At 61.8% G+C, this 18,753-nt stretch carries 24 protein-coding genes and 1 pseudogene; 13 read left to right on the top strand and 12 right to left on the bottom strand.

All coding sequences use genetic code 11. The features are described from left to right. Positions 1-7: 7 nt before the first annotated feature. From AC56QQ_RS10660 to AC56QQ_RS10650, 3 genes are all read right to left on the bottom strand, one after another. Positions 8-1,642 carry a tetratricopeptide repeat-containing sulfotransferase family protein gene (locus AC56QQ_RS10660; protein ID WP_497126906.1) on the bottom strand — a complete coding sequence of 545 codons (1,635 nt, stop codon included), beginning with the start codon at positions 1,640-1,642 and terminating at the stop codon, positions 8-10. Between the two features lie 204 nt (positions 1,643-1,846). Continuing rightward, positions 1,847-2,122, bottom strand: coding sequence for a hypothetical protein (locus AC56QQ_RS10655; protein WP_497126904.1), 276 nt, complete (start codon positions 2,120-2,122; stop codon positions 1,847-1,849). Positions 2,123-2,223: 101 nt separating this feature from the next. After that, positions 2,224-2,448, bottom strand: coding sequence for a hypothetical protein (locus tag AC56QQ_RS10650; RefSeq protein ID WP_497126902.1), 225 nt, complete (start codon positions 2,446-2,448; stop codon positions 2,224-2,226). A gap of 328 nt (positions 2,449-2,776) precedes the next feature. On the opposite strand from AC56QQ_RS10650, the gene AC56QQ_RS10645 reads away from it, so the two are divergent. From AC56QQ_RS10645 to AC56QQ_RS10625, 5 genes are all read left to right on the top strand, one after another. Continuing rightward, positions 2,777-2,986 carry a cold-shock protein gene (locus AC56QQ_RS10645; protein WP_497126900.1) on the top strand — a complete coding sequence of 70 codons (210 nt, stop codon included), beginning with the start codon at positions 2,777-2,779 and terminating at the stop codon, positions 2,984-2,986. 131 nt (positions 2,987-3,117) lie between these two features. Then, entirely contained in the window at positions 3,118-3,465 is a 348-nt protein-coding gene (locus AC56QQ_RS10640) for a hypothetical protein (RefSeq protein WP_497126898.1), read from the top strand. Continuing rightward, positions 3,462-3,710 (top strand): hypothetical protein, encoded by a 249-nt coding sequence (locus AC56QQ_RS10635; protein ID WP_091579156.1) that lies wholly within the window; start codon positions 3,462-3,464, stop codon positions 3,708-3,710. Before AC56QQ_RS10640 ends, AC56QQ_RS10635 begins: the two co-directional genes overlap by 4 nt. 192 nt (positions 3,711-3,902) lie before the next feature. Beyond that, the gene (locus tag AC56QQ_RS10630) at positions 3,903-4,040 is read left to right on the top strand and encodes a hypothetical protein (RefSeq protein WP_167365109.1); all 138 of its coding nucleotides are present in this window, start codon (positions 3,903-3,905) and stop codon (positions 4,038-4,040) included. Positions 4,041-4,123: 83 nt separating this feature from the next. Beyond that, on the top strand, positions 4,124-4,345 hold the full coding sequence (locus tag AC56QQ_RS10625) for a hypothetical protein (protein WP_489862804.1): 222 nt from the start codon (positions 4,124-4,126) through the stop codon (positions 4,343-4,345). A gap of 91 nt (positions 4,346-4,436) precedes the next feature. Here the strand turns inward: AC56QQ_RS10625 and AC56QQ_RS10620 are convergent, their stop codons facing one another. Beyond that, the gene (locus AC56QQ_RS10620) at positions 4,437-4,838 is read right to left on the bottom strand and encodes a Kazal-type serine protease inhibitor family protein (RefSeq protein WP_497126896.1); all 402 of its coding nucleotides are present in this window, start codon (positions 4,836-4,838) and stop codon (positions 4,437-4,439) included. 506 nt (positions 4,839-5,344) lie between these two features. On the opposite strand from AC56QQ_RS10620, the gene AC56QQ_RS10615 reads away from it, so the two are divergent. From AC56QQ_RS10615 to AC56QQ_RS10605, 3 genes are all read left to right on the top strand, one after another. Further along, positions 5,345-5,557 (top strand): cold-shock protein, encoded by a 213-nt coding sequence (locus tag AC56QQ_RS10615; RefSeq protein ID WP_006202520.1) that lies wholly within the window; start codon positions 5,345-5,347, stop codon positions 5,555-5,557. 345 nt (positions 5,558-5,902) lie between these two features. Continuing rightward, positions 5,903-6,115: a cold-shock protein gene (locus AC56QQ_RS10610; RefSeq protein ID WP_008877668.1), complete on the top strand. Its 213-nt coding sequence runs from the start codon at positions 5,903-5,905 to the stop codon at positions 6,113-6,115. 192 nt (positions 6,116-6,307) lie between these two features. After that, positions 6,308-6,727: a BA14K family protein gene (locus AC56QQ_RS10605; RefSeq protein ID WP_489862806.1), complete on the top strand. Its 420-nt coding sequence runs from the start codon at positions 6,308-6,310 to the stop codon at positions 6,725-6,727. A 175-nt stretch (positions 6,728-6,902) separates the two neighbouring features. Here AC56QQ_RS10605 and AC56QQ_RS10600 read toward each other — a convergent pair whose 3' ends face one another. From AC56QQ_RS10600 to AC56QQ_RS10590, 3 genes are all read right to left on the bottom strand, one after another. Continuing rightward, complete coding sequence (locus AC56QQ_RS10600; RefSeq protein ID WP_497126894.1) at positions 6,903-7,541, bottom strand: MBL fold metallo-hydrolase; 639 nt, start codon at positions 7,539-7,541, stop codon at positions 6,903-6,905. 264 nt (positions 7,542-7,805) lie between these two features. Next, complete coding sequence (locus tag AC56QQ_RS10595; protein WP_091579147.1) at positions 7,806-8,123, bottom strand: hypothetical protein; 318 nt, start codon at positions 8,121-8,123, stop codon at positions 7,806-7,808. Positions 8,124-8,268: 145 nt separating this feature from the next. Then, positions 8,269-9,162, bottom strand: coding sequence for a branched-chain amino acid aminotransferase (locus tag AC56QQ_RS10590; protein WP_256754313.1), 894 nt, complete (start codon positions 9,160-9,162; stop codon positions 8,269-8,271). A gap of 260 nt (positions 9,163-9,422) precedes the next feature. On the opposite strand from AC56QQ_RS10590, the gene AC56QQ_RS10585 reads away from it, so the two are divergent. Both AC56QQ_RS10585 and AC56QQ_RS10580 read left to right on the top strand, forming a co-directional pair. Further along, on the top strand, positions 9,423-9,956 hold the full coding sequence (locus AC56QQ_RS10585; protein ID WP_167365108.1) for a MarR family winged helix-turn-helix transcriptional regulator: 534 nt from the start codon (positions 9,423-9,425) through the stop codon (positions 9,954-9,956). Then, positions 9,943-10,661: pseudogene (locus AC56QQ_RS10580) on the top strand (response regulator). The gene AC56QQ_RS10585 and the pseudogene AC56QQ_RS10580 overlap by 14 nt, the downstream one beginning before the upstream one ends. A gap of 110 nt (positions 10,662-10,771) precedes the next feature. Here AC56QQ_RS10580 and AC56QQ_RS10575 read toward each other — a convergent pair. Then, the gene (locus AC56QQ_RS10575) at positions 10,772-10,930 is read right to left on the bottom strand and encodes a tyrosine-type recombinase/integrase (protein ID WP_497126892.1); all 159 of its coding nucleotides are present in this window, start codon (positions 10,928-10,930) and stop codon (positions 10,772-10,774) included. 151 nt (positions 10,931-11,081) lie between these two features. Here AC56QQ_RS10575 and AC56QQ_RS10570 point away from each other — a divergent pair, with 151 nt between their 5' ends. After that, positions 11,082-11,771 (top strand): outer membrane protein, encoded by a 690-nt coding sequence (locus tag AC56QQ_RS10570; RefSeq protein WP_497126890.1) that lies wholly within the window; start codon positions 11,082-11,084, stop codon positions 11,769-11,771. Positions 11,772-11,988: 217 nt separating this feature from the next. On the opposite strand, the gene AC56QQ_RS10565 is transcribed toward AC56QQ_RS10570, so the two are convergent. Together AC56QQ_RS10565 and AC56QQ_RS10560 are read right to left on the bottom strand one after the other, a co-directional pair. Further along, the gene (locus tag AC56QQ_RS10565) at positions 11,989-12,828 is read right to left on the bottom strand and encodes an alpha/beta fold hydrolase (RefSeq protein ID WP_497128928.1); all 840 of its coding nucleotides are present in this window, start codon (positions 12,826-12,828) and stop codon (positions 11,989-11,991) included. Next, entirely contained in the window at positions 12,740-14,536 is a 1,797-nt protein-coding gene (locus tag AC56QQ_RS10560) for a bifunctional AfsR/SARP family transcriptional regulator/alpha/beta hydrolase (protein WP_497126888.1), read from the bottom strand. The genes AC56QQ_RS10565 and AC56QQ_RS10560 overlap by 89 nt, the downstream gene beginning before the upstream one ends. Positions 14,537-14,897: 361 nt before the next feature. Between AC56QQ_RS10560 and AC56QQ_RS10555 the strand changes: the two genes are divergently transcribed. Then, positions 14,898-16,313: an ATP-binding protein gene (locus AC56QQ_RS10555; protein WP_497126886.1), complete on the top strand. Its 1,416-nt coding sequence runs from the start codon at positions 14,898-14,900 to the stop codon at positions 16,311-16,313. Positions 16,314-16,521: 208 nt separating this feature from the next. Beyond that, complete coding sequence (locus AC56QQ_RS10550) at positions 16,522-17,544, top strand: glycosyltransferase family 4 protein (RefSeq protein WP_497126884.1); 1,023 nt, start codon at positions 16,522-16,524, stop codon at positions 17,542-17,544. Positions 17,545-17,673: 129 nt separating this feature from the next. On the opposite strand, the gene AC56QQ_RS10545 is transcribed toward AC56QQ_RS10550, so the two are convergent. Further along, on the bottom strand, positions 17,674-18,033 hold the full coding sequence (locus AC56QQ_RS10545) for a tRNA-binding protein (RefSeq protein WP_497126882.1): 360 nt from the start codon (positions 18,031-18,033) through the stop codon (positions 17,674-17,676). Positions 18,034-18,049: 16 nt separating this feature from the next. Then, the gene (locus tag AC56QQ_RS10540) at positions 18,050-18,550 is read right to left on the bottom strand and encodes a type III secretion system chaperone family protein (RefSeq protein ID WP_013893499.1); all 501 of its coding nucleotides are present in this window, start codon (positions 18,548-18,550) and stop codon (positions 18,050-18,052) included. Between the last annotated feature and the right edge of the window lie 203 nt (positions 18,551-18,753).

Genomic DNA, 18,753 nt, shown 5'->3' with positions numbered 1-18,753 from the left:
TCTCCGCCTAATCGAGGCGATCGAGCAGCGGCTTCAACCTGTCGCCATAGCGCTTCCACAAGTCGACCGAGCCTTGATACATCGGCTGGCGCACCTGCGCCGCCGACGCCGTGCGCACCGGCCGGTCGGTCTCGTGGAACGACAGCACCGCGTCGTCCCACGGCAGGCCGAGATGGGCGATAAGCGCCCGCGTCTGCCCTTCCTGGTCGGCGACGAAATCCTCGTAGCGCACATCATGCACCGCCCCCGGCAGCACAGTATGCCAATGCGCCATGATGTCGGTGTAGAGATTGTGGAAGTCGGCGAGTTCGCCAAGGTCATAGCCATAGCGGTGGCTGTCGCCACGGAAATGCACCTTGTAGATCGACAGACACGTCGCCGCCGCATCGCGGGCGCAGTGGATAATCCTGGCCTTCGGCAGCATCATGTGGATGAAGCCGATAAGCAGGAAGTTGCCTGGCATTTTGTCGGTGACATGCTTGAAGCCGGGATAGCGGGCGTGCAGCATGTCGAGATAGGCCTGCCCGGCCTCGGCAAAATCCGCGTCGGCGACGTCCGATATTCCCCAGGGAAAGCCACCTGGCATGGTCAGGGGAAACTGCTTGCCGACCGCCGTCTTCAGAATGCTGAGCTCGCCGGCGCCATAGACCTGGGGATGGCTGGCGATGATCTGCTCGACCAGCGTGGTGCCGGAGCGCGGCATGCCGACAACGAAGATCGGCGTGTCGTCGGCAATCGAGCTTGGCTTGTGCCTTTCGAAGAAGCCGGCATCGAAGGTGGCCTTCATCGCCTCAAATTCGGCGCGCGTCTTGGCCTTGTCGTAGTCTATACTCTTGCGGCGGATGGCATTGCCTTCGGCGAAATAGTCGAAGGCTCGCGGATAATCCCTGAGATCGTCATTGGCCTTGCCGAGCCCGAAGGAAAGCTGCATGCGCGCCAGGCTGTCCTGCGGCGCCTTGGCATGTTGCGCCTCCATGCTGGTCAGTTCGGCATCGCGCTCCTTCTGGCGCTTGACCTGCGTCAGCATCAGCCAGGCACGCGCCATGCCGGGGTCGACCGCCAACGCCTGCCGGAACAGATCGGCCGCTTCATCGAGCTTGCCTTTTTCCATCAACCCGACGCCGAGCCCATGCAACAGCTCGGCATCCTTCGGCCGAATGGCCAGCGCCTCGCGGAAGACGCCAAGCGCCTCATCCAGCCGCCCGGCCTCCTGCAGCGTTTCGGCAAGCCCGATGCGCGCACGGACATGGAAGGGATTGCGCGCGACTGTGCCGCGATAAATCTCCTCGGCCTCCTCGAACTGGCCGAGCTGCTTCAGCGACGAGCCGAGATTATCGCGCGCCGCGAGCTGGTCCGGCCGGATATCCACCGCGCCGCGGAAGAAATCGACGGCTGCGGCGACACGGCCGAGATCGCGCATCACCGTGCCGAAATTGTTGAGGAAGTCGGGATTTGTCGGCTGCAGGCTCACCGACTGTTCGATGAGATCGAGCCCCTCGGCGCTGCGCCTGGTCTGGTGCAGCAGCAGTCCCAGGAAATGCGCCGCGGCCGCGTGCTTGGGCTGGCGCGCCAGCACCTGCCGGTAGATCGCCTCGGCCTCTTGCCGGCGCCCGGCCTGATGCAATTGCAGCGCCTGCTGCACATACTGGTCGAGGCCCAGCGGCGGCTGTCCTCCAGCGCCCGATCTGGTTCCCGCGCCCGCCGCTCTTCTTTGATCTCTGTTGATGGGAAACCTGCCGTGTTTGTCCGCTTGCCGGACCTAAGGCATGGGAGACGGAGATTCAAGAGTGGATCGGGTCCAACGAGGCTGCCGTGGCAAAGCCACTTCGATACGAGCGATGGCGGATCAGTGCTGGCACGAGCCGCCGGCGCTCGGATGCCGTGAGAACGAGGCCTTGCGTCTTTCGGCGTTGTGAGAGTTCAGGAACAACATCACCGAAGTGGCGTCGAACTCGCTGAGGCCGACCATTGGCCGCGTGCCGATCTCGGCCGGCCTGCCGGTGAACACGTGATAGATGGTCCACGACCTGTTCACCTCGACACGCCGCCCATAATCATGGCTCATCGCGCCAAGGAGTTCGCCCTTCGGGCTGGGGAAGGCGTAGGTTTCGCTATCAGGCATTTGCATCTCCTCGACGCTGCGTTGAAAAATCGAGATGCGGCCGGGGTCGGATGCAACCAGGGCTGTCCAACTCAGGCAGCGGATTCGAGCCGCCGCCTTTCTCAGATCAGGCGATTGCTCTCGGCAACCTGTCTGGCCCGCCTCACGGTTCCATCGGTGTCGGCGACCGTGCGCCTTGCCGCCTCGTCGCTTCTGACGGTGAGCCGTGCGGACTTGACGATCATCGGTTTGCCGGTTGGGCCAACGGCAATGGCATGTATGGCGGCTGGCTTGATGATCGGGTTGATCGCGAGGGTCGTGCCTTTCGGGGTTCTGACGGAAACCATGGTTTTTGTCCTTTCGGAAATAAATAAAATACAAGTGCCGGGACAACGCCCCAGCATGATTTCAAGATTTTTTTAGAAAGCTTCCGAGCTCTATCAGAATTTTCCAAATAATTATAGCGTTCTATTTTTTTGCCAACGCGAGGGATTTTCGGAAATCTTCTTGAACAATCGGCCCCGCTGGGCTATATAAGCAAGATCGTTTGGGGCCAGAATTGGCATCTCGCGGCGTCAGAGGTTCCCGACCCGCCAATCTCATTCCAAATCATCGATACCGGACGCGCGGCACATTCGCTCCGCGACCATTTCTCATTCTTCGAAAGACACCCACATGAACACCGGAACCGTGAAGTTCTACAACGGCCAGAAGGGCTTTGGCTTCATTCAGCCGACCGATGGCGGCAAGGACGTTTTCGTCCATGTCAGCGCGCTGGAGCGCGCCGGCTTTCCTGGCCTCGCCGAAGGCCAGAAGCTGCAATTCGAGTTGGAGCGCGACACCAAGGGCGGCCGCGAGTCGGCCGCCAATCTGCAACTGATCTGATCCGGCCGAATTCGATGAACGCTGACCACGGATGTACTGGCAGCTCTCGAAATCGGCTTATCTCCGGCGATAGCCGGAGATAGGAAAGCGGGGCTCGTCCCCGCTTTTTTGCTGTCAGGACCGCTGCCTGCATGGCGCCGCTAGGCGCAAGACGCTTCCCTGTCGATGCCGGAAAACTTCAGGGCCCGGAAGGTATCAAGGTTAAGACAATGTCGGACCGCACCACCCGCTCCATCGCGCATTTCGCGGCACCTTTCGCGCTCGGCGGATTGGAAGGATTGCTGCCGGCCGGCGACTACGACATCGATCACGACGAAGAGGTGATCGAAGGCATGTCGCGTCTTGCCCGGCGCCGCGTCGCCACCTTCATCCATCTACCGGCAAGGGCGGTGAAGAACCCGCCCACCAGCCAGCTTGTCGCCATCGATTACCTCGAACTCGAAACAGCGCTGAAGCGCGACCGGGAGAACGCAGCATGATCCGTTTCCAGCAGAATGCGCGCCCGCGCACCGACACGCCCGCGCACCTCTTCGCCATCGGCCAGACCGTGCGCATGAAGAGCCGCACCGGCCTCGTGCAGAAGACCGCGGAACTGTTCCAGATCAAGAGCATGCTGCCGGTCAAGGACGGCTCGCCGCAATACCGCATCCGCAGCGAGCAAGAGACCCATGAGCGGGTCACCACGGAAGACAATCTCGAACCGGCCGACATGCCCGCGATCTGAAAGACTGTTTCGAAATTCGCTCTGGCGAATCCCATGGTGGCGGTTTCGAGAACCGTAGCGCAGCGGACGATTGATCCGTGAGCAACGGCAGCGCGGAAAACGCCATCAGATGGCCGACAGGGTAGAATTTCCAGACAGTGTCTGAGACCGCGCCGCAAGCCAAGCCAAGCCAACAAGCACCAGGAGCAGAACATGTCCAAGGGACAACAGCGAAGCAACCGCGAAGCGCGCAAACCGAAGAAGGACAAGGTCGTGGCCAAGCCCGCCTCGCCGTTCGGCTCGTCGGTCAAGCAAGCCGAGAGCAGCCTGAAGCCGAAATCGAAGGGCTGACGCAACGCCTCTTCGGCGCCTGTCGGCGCCGAAGATTCTCCTCGCGGGACAGCGCAACGCCCGCCCCCGCCTTGGAGGCGTCCTTGAACTTCGTCATCGAGTTTTACCGGTCGCGCGATGCCGACGAAGCCACGCTCGCCAAGGTGTCGCTGGAAGCGCCGAACCTGCGCGCCGCCCTGCAGGGCGCCACCGCGCTGTTCCACACGCTCACCATGCCGCAAATCCCCGACCGTTTGCGCATTTCCGACGAGGATGGCAGCGAGCTTTATGCCGGCCCCGCCGACGGCGCCTATCCGGCACCGTGACGAGCAGCGCGCGCTTCAATCCACACGCACCGCCCCGATCCGCTCTTGTTCTGCCGACATCCCATAGCGGAGAGGCGCGGTAAATAACCTCTCAGCACGGCCCATCATCAACGACGCGGTAGTCCGCGGCGCGGGCTTCGCAGGCGTTGGGGAAAGTGCGCATCTCGCCATGCCGGCGGGCGCAAGCATATTCGCGGGTGCAGAACGTCTGCTCTCCGCCACCGCCACCGCCATCGCCGTCGTCGCGGCAGGGACCGTCGCGCACGATGCGGTAGCCGGCACGGTCGGCAAGGCATGCATTGGCGAAGGTCTGGCGGTCGCCGCCCCGCCTAGCGCAGACCGGTTCGTACTGCCTGCTGCAGAATTGCGGCTCGGGCCGTGGCGGACGCGGCCCCGGTCCTTCATCGACGACGACGGTGCAGGCGGCCAGCAAGGCCGACAGGAACAGGATGGCAAAGCCTTGCCGCGACAGGATTGCCGCCAGAAATTTCATGTTGACCTCTCCCTCGATCCCGTCCCCGGATCACGATCCTCGCCATTCCCTTGCCAAATGCAACCCCGTTTTGCAGCCGTCCGCACCGGTATTGGCGGCTGGAGCCGTCACGATCTTCAGTTCGCGTCCCTGCCGTCTCTGGCCCATGCGTGATTGTCGCCGTGGGCCGATGACCCGTCGGGCAACGCAGCCTATTTGCGGCCCGTCGACGCTCTGATCGGTCGATTTATGCGTCGGGATGCGCTCATGGCGGCGGCCCGCGGCGCTATCTTGCAACCTTCACGTTTCCGTGCGATAAATTCCGTGTTCGGGCATTTGCGACCCGGAGAGCGGAACGTTTTGGACGACCTTTCCCCGATACTGTGAATCTCTGACGGCCCCGTTTTTCGGCGGGGGGTTTGACCATGCGCCAATGCATGACTGCCGAAGCAACCACCGGGACTTGCCCTCGACGACAGGTGGCGGGCAGGACCATCAAAGACTGAACGGGTGAAGGAGTTTCCCCAATGGCCCAGACCGGCACCGTTAAATTCTTCAACGCGACCAAAGGCTTCGGTTTCATCACGCCCGATGGCGGCGCCAAGGACGTGTTCGTCCATATTTCCGCGATCGAGGCTTCGGGCCTGCGCACGCTCGTCGACGGCCAGAAGGTTACCTTTGACGTCGAGCCGGACCGCATGGGCAAGGGCCCCAAGGCGGTCAATCTCCGCGCTGCCTGAGCTATCGGCGCACCGCGCGCGCTAGCGGGTGCGCGAAGGAAGCTCCAATGCCTTGAGCCGGCTTGGAGAAGGATTTGAATTTTGAAAGGCGCGGCGTTTTTTGCCGCGCCTTTTTCATGCCGCCGGCTCGGACCCATGCATGTCGCCCAAGAGTGGCCCGGCTTTGGAACAACGACATGCATAAAACAAAGACCTGAAGCGCGTCGCCTGAATCCGCTCAAGCGCGACGCGCCTTCAGGTGCCCGCAAAACTTTCTCTTGCCGATGACGCTAAAATAAAGGACAAATTTCCGCTCGGGCATTTGCCGGCCCGAGACTGGACTTTATGGGATCAAAGGAGCTTCCCATGCCGCAGACCGGCACCGTCAAATTCTTCAACCATGCCAAGGGCTTCGGCTTCATCACGCCGGATGATGGTGCGAAGGATGTCTTCGTCCATATTTCGGCCGTGCAGGCGTCGGGTCTTCCCGGTCTGGAGGACGGGCAGAAGGTGACATTCGATACCGAGCCGGACAAGCGCGGCAAGGGGCCCAAGGCCGTCAACCTGTCGGTCGGCTGAGCCGGCTTCGGATCGACGCCGCAGCCGGCAGGGCAGATCCGCTGCCTGGAGCGTGCGATGTCTGACGTTTGCTGCAGGCCGGCCAGCTTAAATCTGTTCAGCCCCCGTTCAGCCACGGTCTCATATTAGTCTTGGGTAAAGCCGGACCGCATCCCCCTGAAAACTACACGGGCCGGCACGAAGGAGACCGACATGAACCGAATTTTCAAGATCGCCGTCCTGTCCGCCGCCGTGGTTGCCACGACGCTCGCGACCTTGCCCGCGGCCAGCGCCGATGAATGGCGTCATCACCGTCACCACGGCAATGGCGATGCCGTCGCCGCCGGCGTCCTCGGCCTCGCCGCCGGCGCCCTGATCGTTGGCGCGTTAGCCAATGACCAGCCGCCGCCCGACGATTACGGCGACGGTTACTACTATCGTGATGTACGGCCGCGCCCTGCCCCGGTCCGCCGCTACTATGCGGAGCCGAGGGTCGTCTACAATGATAGCTATGCCGAGCCGTGGACACGTGACTGGTACGAATACTGCTCGGACCGTTACCGGACGTTCAACTCCCGCACCGGCACATTCACCGGCAATGACGGCGAACAGCATTTCTGCACTGCCAACTGAGTGCATGTCGCCCAAAAGTGCGCAACGGTTTTGGGATAACGACATGCACAAGGACAGAACCTTGAAGCGCGAAGCGCTTCAGGGCTTCCCTGCCCCAAATCAAAAAGCGCTGACCGCAAGGCCAGCGCTTTTTTGTTGTTCGGCTTGACCGCTTCGGATTTCCCAAACCAGGAATTCAAGTCAGGAACGGGTTTGTCCGTCGCTCCTCGCCAAAGCGGCCGCCTGGGCCGTGGCCGCAGATGAAGCCGATGTCGTCGCCGAGCGGCAGGAGCTTGTCCTTGATCGAGGCTATCAGCGCCGCATGGTCGCCGCCCGGCAGATCGGTGCGACCGACCGAGCCACGAAACAGCACATCGCCGACATGGGCGAATTTCGCCGCGCGGTTGTAGTAGACCACATGACCGGGCGCATGGCCGGGGCAATGCAACACCTCGAACACATGCGAGCCGAACGACACGGTCTCGCCTTCGCTGAGAAAGCGGTCGGGCACGCAGTCGCGCGCACCGGCGATGCCGTAGCGCCTGCCCTGGTTCTCCAGATTGTCGAGCAACAGCTTGTCGGCCTCATGCGGGCCGATGATCTCGACGCCTAGCGCCTCCTTCAGCTCCATGGCACCGCCGGCATGGTCGATATGGCCGTGCGTTATCCAGATCGCTTCGGCGGTGATTGCATTGTCCTTCAGCACCGCCAGCACCTTGTCGATGTCGCCGCCCGGATCGACGACAACACCGTGTTTGTCATCCATGTCGAACAGGATGGTGCAGTTTTGCTGGAACGGTGTCACCGGCACGATGCCGGCATTGAGCTGACCCATGATCGTCCTTTCGCTGTCTCAGCCGTGATGTAGAGCAATTCCAGGAAAAGTGTGAAACGGTTTTCCCGGGAAAAGCGCACAGCGCTTTTCCTTGGGGATTGCGTCGGACCAAGGGACAGAGCGGTTCGGCGTTTCGATGAAACGATGCACCGCTCTGGAGGCGCGGGCGAAGTTCGACCACCCCATGAAGACGAACAGTCAGGCGTTCCAAAAACGGAAATGGGCGGCCGAAGCCGCCCATTGAACAAACCTGAGACCGGCAGCCTACTTCTTCATGGCGCCCATGACCGCGCCGATAATGCCGGTCAGGATCGCGCCGCCGCCAGCGCCGCCGACGATGTTGTTGAGGTTGAGCGCGCTGCCGAGACCGCTCGTAGCCGCCGCGGCCGCCGCCGGGTCGATCGTGCCACCGCCAAGCAGGCTGCCGAGGATCGCCGCACCGCCGACACCACCGATGGCACCACCCAGGATTTTGGGCAGCTGTCCCATAGCCGCATTCTTGAGCGCAACACCGATCGCCTGGCCGCCGATGACGCCTGCAATCACCTGTACAATGATCGGAAGAAGCGTGTTCATGTCCATATGATTAGTCCTTCCATAGCTGCCAGCCTCCCGGGCCGACAGCATCATGAGACGCCGAATTGGATGAAAGTCAAATGCAGAGACGCTGAAATAAAAGGGGCGGCCCGAAAACCGCCCCTGCTTGCTTGAAAAGCTGTGACTTTCGTTATTCTGCTGCAATCGCGTGCTTGGGCTGAACCGCGGCAGAATAGTCGTTCATAAGGTTCTTGGCGATTTCACCGACCTCGAATCGGTAAGGCCCGATCTCCGAAACCGGAGTCACTTCGGCTGCTGTTCCGGTCAGGAAACATTGCTCGAAGCCTTCGAGTTCTTCCGGCATGATGGCGCGTTCGATCACCTCCAGGCCGCGGTCCTTGGCGAGGCCAATGACCGTGCGGCGGGTGATGCCGTCGAGGAAGCAGTCGGGCTTTGGCGTGTGGATCTTGCCGTCCTTGACGAAGAAGATGTTGGCGCCGGTCGCTTCCGCGACCTGGCCACGCCAGTCGAGCATCATGGCGTCGGCGTAGCCCTTGGCTTCCGCCGCATGCTTGGACATGGTGCAGATCATGTAGAGGCCGGCGGCCTTCGATTTGGAGGGCGCGGTGCGCGGGTCGGGCCGGCGCCATTCCGCCACGTCCAGGCGGATGCCTTTCAGCTTCTGCGCCGGGTCGAAATAGCTCGGCCATTGCCAGATGGCGATGGCGCAATTGATGCGGTTGTTCTGCGCCGAAACGCCCATCTGCTCGCTGCCGCGCCAGGCGATCGGCCGGACATAGGCGTCCTGGAAACCCTGCTTCTTCAAGAGCGTGGCGGAAGCATCGTTGAGCTCGGCCACCGAATAGGGAATCTTGAAGCCGAGCAGGCGCGCCGATTCATGCAGGCGCTCCGTGTGCTCGTTCAGCTTGAAGATCTCGCCACCATAGGCGCGCTCGCCCTCGAAGACCGCGCTGGCGTAATGCAGACCATGGGTCAGCACATGGATCTTGGCGTCGCCCCATTGAACGAACGCGCCATTCATCCAGATAAAGCCGTCCAGTTGATCGAAGGGAACGGATGCCATGGTAACCTCCCGCGGGCCGCGGCCCGCACATCGTTGTAGCGTTGCGTGTTTCTCGTCAGCCGCGCCACGGATTGGGAACGTCGGCTGCTGGCTCGAAGCGTAAGCGGATAAGTGAGCTCTGGCAAACTCAGGAAGTTCCGGAAAAACCGGCTTCCCTTGCCTTTTTGTTCGCATTCCGCCCAAAAGCTTGTCAAAAATTACCATTGCAGGGAAATTACGTCAATAGTACTGACATAATCTCTCTTTTCAGCGGAGAAATGATGACGGATCGAAGCCACACAGCCGGGAAACCGATCAGGACCGCGATCACCGACGAGGACGGCATCGACTTCGCCATCATCGAACTGTTCTTCTTCGCCTATCGCGACTTCACCTCCGATCCGGATCAGATCCTGGCCGACTACGGTTTCGGCCGCGCCCATCACCGGGTGCTGCATTTCGTCAACCGCAGGCCCGGCCTGACGGTCGCCGAACTGCTCGACGTGCTGAAGATCACCAAGCAGAGCCTGGCGCGGGTGCTCAAGCAATTGATCGACACCGACCATGTCGTGCAGTTGCAAGGTCCGCGCGACCGCCGCCAGCGCGAGCTCTATCCGACAGCCAAGGGCCGCGCGCTGGCGCTGGCGCTGGCGCGGCCACAGTCACGCCGCATCCATGCTGCATTGGGAGATTCCGGAATCACCGAACGGACCTTGGTGGAACGGTTCCTCGAAGCGATGGTCAACCCGGAACTAAGAGCACAGATCGACGTTGGGTCCGCAAGAATGTCAGGGAAAAGCCATGGAGAGCACTGAGAGGGTCGACCAGGCGGCCGCGCCCGACGACGACGCGCCACACCTGCTAGTGGTCGACGACGACACCCGCATCCGCAATCTTCTCAAACAGTATCTGACCGAAAACGGCTTTCGCGTGACCGTCGCCGGCAATGCCGGCGAAGCCAGGCGCAAACTTGCCGGCCTCGACTTCGACCTTCTGGTGCTCGACGTCATGATGCCGGGGAAAGCGGCGTCGACCTGACAAAGTCGTTGCGGGCCGAAAAGAACGTGCCGATCCTGATGCTGACGGCGCTGTCGGAGACCGACAGCCGCATCTCCGGGCTCGAGGCTGGCGCCGATGATTACCTGCCGAAGCCTTTCGATCCGCGCGAGCTGATCCTGCGCATCAACAACATCCTGCGCCGCGGCGGCCCGACCACCACGCCGAAGGTCGAACAGTTGGTCTTCGGTCCCTACACCTTCCAGATCGCCAGGCGCGAGTTGAAGCGTGGCGGCGAAGCCCTGAAGCTGACCGACCGCGAGCAGGAGATCCTGGCGATCTTCGCGGCACGGGCCGGCGAAACCATTCCGCGCCACGAGCTTGTCGGCGACGATTCGGAAGTCGGCGAGCGCACCATAGACGTCCAGATCAACCGGCTGCGCCGCAAGATCGAGCGCGATCCGTCCAACCCGGTCTGGCTGCAGACCGTGCGCGGTATTGGGTATCGGCTCAGCGTGGAATAGCTGGTTCGCTACCAAGCGTTTTCAATAATTTACAGCCAAACCGTCAAACCAACCGGATTGGTTTGACAGTTTTTGTTCCTGCTCCGTGCTCGGCGATGGCATTCATCGCTTCATGCGCCAAGCGCATCTGATCGACGGCCTCGGTGGTAGCGAACGATCTCATCAAGCTTTTTGTGACCCGTGATTGCCTTGATCTGGTGAGGTGTGCAGCCGGCTTGGGCAAGCCGTCGGCTACATGCCTTGCGCAGGCCGTGCGGTGAAAGCCCCATTGGCGGCTACGGCTTGCATTAGCATCTCTGCATATGTGTCCATTGGGCAACGTAGGCCAGCCAACTCGATCCCGGAACGGTGCCACAACTTACAATTGAGACACCAGGTGTGTATGCATTTCTCGATTTGATGTTTTGCTTGGGGGCTACCATGAAAACGATTCTTCTAGCGTCTACATTTCTGTTTGCAGTCTCCGGCGGTGCGTTTGCGGCGGATGCGGTTATCAACGAGCCGGCACCGGAGGCCGCCCCTGCCGGCTTCATCTGGACCGGCGGATATGTGGGCATTGTTGCTGGTGTCAATTTTCTAAAAGGCGACATGACCATCCCGGCCTATGTTCCGTCAGATTACAACACTGACAGCACGTCGGGCGCGATTGGCGGCAAGATCGGATACAACTATCAGTTCGAGAATAACGTCGTAATCGGTGCTGAGGCTTCGCTAGTAGCTGTGTTCAATAAAGGTTCAGACGATACCATAGCTGCTATTGGCGAAACGATACATTCGAGCGCGGATTGGCAGGCCCAGATCGTGGCCAAGGCCGGCTATGCAGCAGGCAGATTCATGCCTTATGTGAAGGGCGGTGTCGCGTTTCTTCATGCGGACGATATCTACTACGACAGCGGCATCTTTGGTCAGTCCGACCCTCTTAGCCGAACCTATACTGGCTGGACCATTGGCGTCGGTGTCGACTATGCGCTGACCGACAATTTGATCTTTGGTGTCGACTATTCGTTTGCGGATTTCGGCAGCCATGATTTTCAGAATAGCCAGATCGGCCCCACCATTCTCAAGCCCAGCACGCACACTGTATCTGCGAGCTTGAGCTACAAATTCTGATCAGCCTTCCCGCGGCGACCATAAACCCCGGCTCGTGCCGGGGTTTTTGATTCCGGGCATTAAAGATCTCGTGTGCCTTTGCGACTAGATCGCTGACCTCCAGCATTTCGAACGGCTCAGCGTGGAACAGCTGGTTCGCTACCAAGCGCTTCCAATAATTTGCGACACAGCCGGTGCATTCGATGCGGAACATCTCCGGGCGGCGCTGTCATGCCGCCTATCGGCCCGATCCGGCAAGAGCCATTCGACGACTCGCATCCTCATCGATATTTGATGTCCTCGCACCCCGCACGAAATCGGCGAGCTCGCGATTGAAGCGGGAGGCGTCCTCGATGAAGGGCGCGTGTCCGACTTCGGAATACCAAGACGCGCTGCTTGTGCGGCATATCTGAAGGATGTGCTCGCCCATTGCAGGCAGAATTACGGTATCAGCGCGGCCTTGGCTCATCAGGACGGATTGGCGCAATGTGGCCAGAACATCGTCGGAATTGATCGCACGAGCAACGAGCGCGGCCCGCACTCTTGCCGGCACGACGATGTTCCAGCACAGCGCGACCTCATATTCGTTCCTGGGTAGTGGCCGCGCGGTGCAGCCCTGCACGAATTCGCGCATCGCCTGGATGTTGGAGGGAAAGTCGTCCGCCGTCGCGCCGGGCACATGGTCGAGAAAACCCGGGCCGATCAGCACCCCGAACACCGAGCGGTCGAGCGTGACCGCCGCACCCACGAAGTTGATGCCGGCAATCGCGTCCTGACCGTATGCGCGCAGGTAGTCGCAGATGATGAAGCCCCCATAGGACCAGCCGACGAGAACCGGCCGTTCGAGCCGGAGCTGGTCGATGACCGAAGCGATATCGTCCGCCCATGGCTTCGGTTCCGTATACTGCTCCTGCACCCCAGGCGCTTCCGACATGCCGTGGCCACGAAGGGCGAAGGCGACGAGGCGAAAGCTTTCCGCCAGCCGGCTCTCATACTGCTTCTTCCAGCACAGGTGATTTTGCGACCATCCATGGATGAAGAGGATGGCTGGAGCATCGGCCTTGCCCCATTCGCGCACATGCAGCTTCACGCCGCTTCCGCCGATCACTGTATGGATCTTCATCTCCGGACCTCCTTTTGCCTGACCGGCGCCGACGATCGGCGTCTGGCGTTAGAAGGACTGTTGTGGCGGGCGTTGAAATGACCGTAGGAATTGCAGGCCGCAGAAGCCACGGTAGCGCCGGCCGGCATTCGCTCACTCGGGGTGGGCCATGAAGGACCTGACTTCCCGCAGGAAGTCGGCGAAGGCCGGCTCGTCGCCGAGCAGGATGTGATTGGCGCTGTTGAGGTCGACGAAGCGCGCGCCCGGTATACCAGCCGCCAGGCGTCTTGCCTTCCTCGAACGGCACTGCGGCATCGTTCCTGGCGTGCAACACCAGTGTTGGAACGCTTACCTGCCCGAGCATCGCCGAGACATCCATGTCTCCAAAGGCGGAGTGCAGCAGGCTTGCGTTAAGCGGCGAGGTGGTCTGCCGCTGGAGATCGTTGAACCAAGCCATCTGCTCGCGGCTTGCCCCCGGAATGAAGGTTTCGGTGAACAGCTGGCGAAAGGCGGGATTGTCCTTGCCCCACCCCTCGCGGATCAGCGTGGTCATGGCTTCATGGGTATCGAGCTGGTGGCTGTCCCCACGCTTTCGCCAGCCCCTTGCATAGCCGCCGTAGAGGATGAGGCGCGAGACGCGCTCGCGGTGCCGGATCACATAGGCGATCGATATGGCGCAGCTTTGGGAGACGCCGAGCAGCGGGAACCTGTCGAGACCGCTTGCGTCGGCAACGCTTTCCAGATCGGTGACCATGGCATCGAAGGAAAAATCGCCGACGTTCCAGTCGGAGAGGCCGTTCCCACGCTCATCGTAGCGGATCAGGGTATTCCCGGTCGAAAGCGAATCGATCCAGTGTCGCCACACCAGGCTTTCCCATTCATACTGCAGATGCGACATCCAGTGCGCCGCGCGAAGCAGTGGCGGGCCGCTGCCCGAAACCGCATAGGCGATCCGGACCCCGTCCGGGCTGCTGCAATAGTGTATCTCCTGGGAACGCTGAATGCCTGGCGCGGGGCCTTCGGCCAACGCCTGGTGCTCCTCCCGCGCCGGTGGCGGTTGCACCGCGCGCTCCCCGGCCTCGGTGGCCAGCGATCGAACCTCCAAGGCGATCTGCTTGTTGGTCGGATCGAGGGACTGGAGTGTCTCAGCATGCGAAAGCGCCCGCTCCGGGTCCGAGCGCAGCCGCTCGACAAGCGCCTGCAGGATCATCAATCGGGTGCGATCCAAGGCGTCGCCATGGAATGTGCGCCACGCCTCGAACACTGGGCAGCGCGGCAGCTCCAAGTCCTCGAGGAACCGCCCCCGGAACAAGGCAGCCGCCGTCTCCAGCCGCTGGGTGTCGAGGGAGCGAACATCGCTGGCCGTCATATGGGCGACGCCGAGTAGATCGACGTCGAGACCGGTGGTGTCGAAAAGCACGCTGTCCCGATCGGTCCTGAGGCAGTCACTATTGTCGTCAATGATGCCCCTAAGCTTCGAGAGGCTCCATCGCAGCGAAGCTCTCGGATCATCCGGGATGTCCCAGAACATCTGGCACAAATGGTCGCGCCGCTGCCTCCGGTTCGTCACCGCCAGATAGGCGAGCAGCGCGCGGGTTTTCTTCGACGGAGGCAGGGCGATCTCCCGGTCGTCCCGTAGGACAACCAGCTGGCCGAGTACCTTGATCCCCAGTAGGCCCTTCATTTGGGATACCGATCGTCTGTGCCCAATTTTATCTGCCATACGGCGCGGTGTAAATTTGCCGATGGTTGGTGGCTATGGAATGAAAAGACGAGCGTCATCGCCCATCGTCCCGGCCGGGCTGAACCGAGGAAATAGCGATGTGAGCAAAATGTCTATCCACCGAACCGGCGCCAGACCCGGGAGCGAAAAGGCACCACGGAGTTTGACAATTCGGGAATAAAGCCTTTGTTATCAATGCTTCATAAACACGATTTTGACAACCTAACCGCTTGAACTGCCACGGCTGTTCCAGAACGGTTCAGCGTGGAATAGAATGCCGCCCGCAGCCTGCTGAACGGTTGCGGTTGAGCGAAAAGATCGAATGGCAACCACGGAACTGGAACAGCCGGGGAACGGCGGCTTGAGCGCACGCACCGCGCGGACGCTGAAGACGGTGCCGCGCATCTGGAACCGGTTCTGGCGCCTCGTTTCGCTTTACATGCCCAAGCGGCTCTATGCCCGCTCGCTGATCATCGTCATCGCGCCGATGATCCTACTGCAATCGGTCGTCGCCTTCGTCTTCATGGAGCGCCATTGGGCAACCGTGACGCAGCGCCTGTCGCAGGCCACCGTGCGTGACATCGCCGCCATCATCGACATGATCGAGACCTATCCGCACGACGCCGACTACGCCAACATCATCCGCATCTCCCAGGACCGCATGCAGCTGAAGGTCGACCTGTTGCCGCCCGATCCGTTGCCGCCGCCCGGACCCAAACCATTCTTCTCGATCCTCGACGACGTTCTCTCGGCCGAGATCACCCGCCAGATCAACCGGCCGTTCTGGATCGACACGGTCGGCAATTCCAACATCGTCGAGGTGCGCGTCCAGCTCGAGGGCAAGGTGCTGCGCGTCTTCGTGCGCCGCAGCCAGGCCTATGCCTCGAACACCCACATCTTCCTGATCTGGATGGTCGGCACCTCGCTGGTGCTTTTGATGATCGCCATCCCCTTCCTGCGCAACCAGATCCGGCCGATCCTGACGCTTGCCGAAGCCGCCGAAAGCTTCGGCAAGGGCCGGCCGATGCCACGCGACTTCCGGCCACGCGGCGCCGAGGAGGTTCGCCGCGCCGGCTTCGCCTTCATCCAGATGCGCGAGCGCATCGAACGCCAGATCGAACAGCGCACCGCCATGCTGACCGGCGTCAGCCATGACCTCAGGACCATCCTCACCCGCTTCAAGCTGCAGTTGGCCCTGGCCGGCGGCAAGGCAGAGACCAAGGCAGCCCTCAATCAGGACATCGACGACATGCAGTCGATGCTCGAAGGCTATCTCTCCTTCGCTCGCGGCGAGGCCTCGGAGGACCCCGGACGTTTCGATCTGGAAGTCTATTTCCAGAAGCTCGGCGAGGAAGCAAACCTGCGCAAATGCAAACTGTCGACGACGCTTGTCGGCGATCCGACCGTGCATGTGCGGCCGAGTGCCTTCGCCCGGCTGCTGTCCAACGTCATCGGCAACGCCTTCCGCTATGCCAGGACGGTGGAGGTCAACGCCACGCATGGACGCGGCTCGCTGCTGGTCACCATCGACGACGACGGTCCGGGCATTCCCGCCGACCGGCGCGAGGATGTGTTCAAACCCTTCCTGCGGCTCGACGAGGCCCGCAACCTCGACGCCAGCGGCACTGGGCTCGGCCTGTCGATCGCCCGCGACATCGCCCGCAGCCATGGCGGCGACATCACGCTCGACGACAGCCCGCTCGGCGGACTGCGCGCCGTGATCAAGGTACCCGCCTAGGCAGGCCAGGCGCCAGGCTTCATCCGCCCGTCATGAAACCATGGTGAAGAGCGCGCATGAAGCGCGCGAGCACTCTTGATTCGGCCCTGCGGCCTCACTTCGACCCCGTACCCGCCCGGGTGCGCTGGAGCGAAGCGAGCGCGGCAAGCTGGTCGCCGTTCCGGCATCGCCTCAAGGCAAGCGTCGACCTTTCGAGCAAAGGGCCGCCATGCGCATATTGATGGTCACCGACGCCTGGCGCCCACAGGTCAATGGCGTCGTCCATACGCTGGAGCGGCTTGCCGAAACGCTGAAATCCTTCGACGTCGCGGTGGATTTCCTGACACCCAACATCTTTCGTACGCTGCCCTTGCCTACCTATCCCGACATAAGGCTGGCGCTGACCACGCCCGGCCACGTCGCGCGACTGATCGAAGCCGGCAAGGCCGACCACATCCACATCGTTACCGAGGGTCCGCTCGGCATCATGGCGCGGCGCTATTGCCGCAATGCCGGGCGTCCATTCACCACCAGCTATCACACGCGCTTTCCCGAATATCTCAGCGCCCGCCTGCCGGTGCCGGAAAGCTGGGCCTATCGCTGGCTGCGCGATTTCCACAATTCCGGCCAGGGCACGCTGGTCGCCACCCAATCGCTCGCCGACGATCTGTCGGCGCGCGGCTTCACCAAGCTGAGGCCATGGACGCGCGGCGTCGACACCGACCATTTCCGGCCGGACAAGAAGAAGGACCTCGGCTTCCCCGGCCCGATCTTCCTCTGCGTCGGCCGCGTCGCCATCGAGAAGAACCTCCCGGCCTTCCTCGACCTCGACCTGCCCGGCAGCAAGGTGATCGTCGGCGAGGGTCCCGAACTTGCCGTGCTCAAGGCGAAGTACCCCCAGGCGCATTTCCTCGGCCATCGGCCGAATGACGAACTGGCCGAGATCTATGCCTCGGCCGATGTCTTCGTTTTCCCCAGCCGCACCGATACGTTCGGCAACGTCATCATCGAGGCGCTGGCCAGCGGCACGCCGGTCGCCGCCTATCCGGTGACAGGGCCGATCGACATTGTCGGCGATGGTTTTGGCGGCGCGGTCTCGAACGACCTGCGCGAGGCGTCACTCGCCGCCCTCAACGTCGACCGCGCCGATGCGCGCGAACGCGCCATGCGCTACAGCTGGAAAGCCTGCGCGGAGATGTTTCTCGATACGGTCGAGGAAGCGCTCGGCACGACGCGGAAGCTGGCAGCCTAACGGGCCAGGCGGCCAGATAGCTGAACCGCCCCTCTCTTCGTCATCCTCGGGTCTGCGCTGCGTCGCTTCGCTCCTTGCTCCGCCGTGGATGACGAAAACCCGCGACTCGGCGGGCTGCCAGCGCCCAGCCTAAAACAATCGCCCGCCATCCGGCACCTTGCGCTCGATCGCGCCGAGGACGACGGCGCCCTCCTCGTCGGGGAAACCGAGCGTCAGCACTTCCGACATGAACGGCCCGATCTGGCGCGGCGGGAAATTGACCACCGCGAACACCTGCCGGCCGATCAGCGTTTCGGGCACATAGTATTTGGTGATCTGCGCCGACGATTTCTTGATGCCGATGTCGGCGCCAAAATCGATCTTCAGCTTGAATGCCGGCTTGCGCGCCTGCGGAAACGGCTCAGCCTCAACGATCGTGCCGGCGCGAATGTCGACACGATCGAAATCGGCGAAACTGATCTCGGGCTTGCGCTCGCTGCTCGAACTCATCTCTGCCTTGCTTGGTTCAGGCGTTGCCGTAGGTCTCGAACAGCACGCCGGCCAGCGCGTCCTTGGCCGAGGTTCCCGACCAGACGACGAACTGGAACGCCTGGAAATAGCATTCGCAAGCTTCCAAAGCCGACGACAGCAGCACCTCGACCTGCTGGCTCGACGGCTCGACCCCGCCCGCCAGCAGCAGCGACTGGCGGAACATGATCGCGCCCTCCTGCTCCCAGAGGTCGAAATGGCCGAACAGCATCTGTTCGTTGATCAGCGACAAGAGCCGCATCACCTCCAGCGCACGGGTCTCCGGGACCTTGATGTCGAAGGCACAGGCCAGATGCAGCGCCTCGAAATCCTCCATCCAGGAGAAGGAGACGTGATAGTCGGTCCAGCTGCCGGCAACCGAGATCGAAATCTCGTCGTCGCCAGCCCGTTCGAAGGACCAGTCGTTGTTGTGGGCCACCTGCTCGATAACATCCACCGGATGGATTTCGCGGGAGAATTCGAGTTCGAGAAGTTCCATGGAATGCTTCCTGTCGTTCTGAGGAGCGCCGCCACACGCTCCGCGGGAGGGCACACACAACGAACAATCTTGTCTAGAACTCGGACGGCCAGGACTTCTCGACACAAAGACCCCAGACCGGACCCCACCGCCCGGCCACATGACCCTGCTCCGAATCATGCAACAAATTCAGTCTATTGATCGGGAGTCGCGTGAACAGCCCA

It is taken from the genome of Mesorhizobium sp. RCAM 05099 (assembly GCF_059683685.1).
The sequence above is the reverse complement of the archived record's forward strand: the minus strand, read 5'-3'. Positions and strand labels throughout refer to the sequence as shown.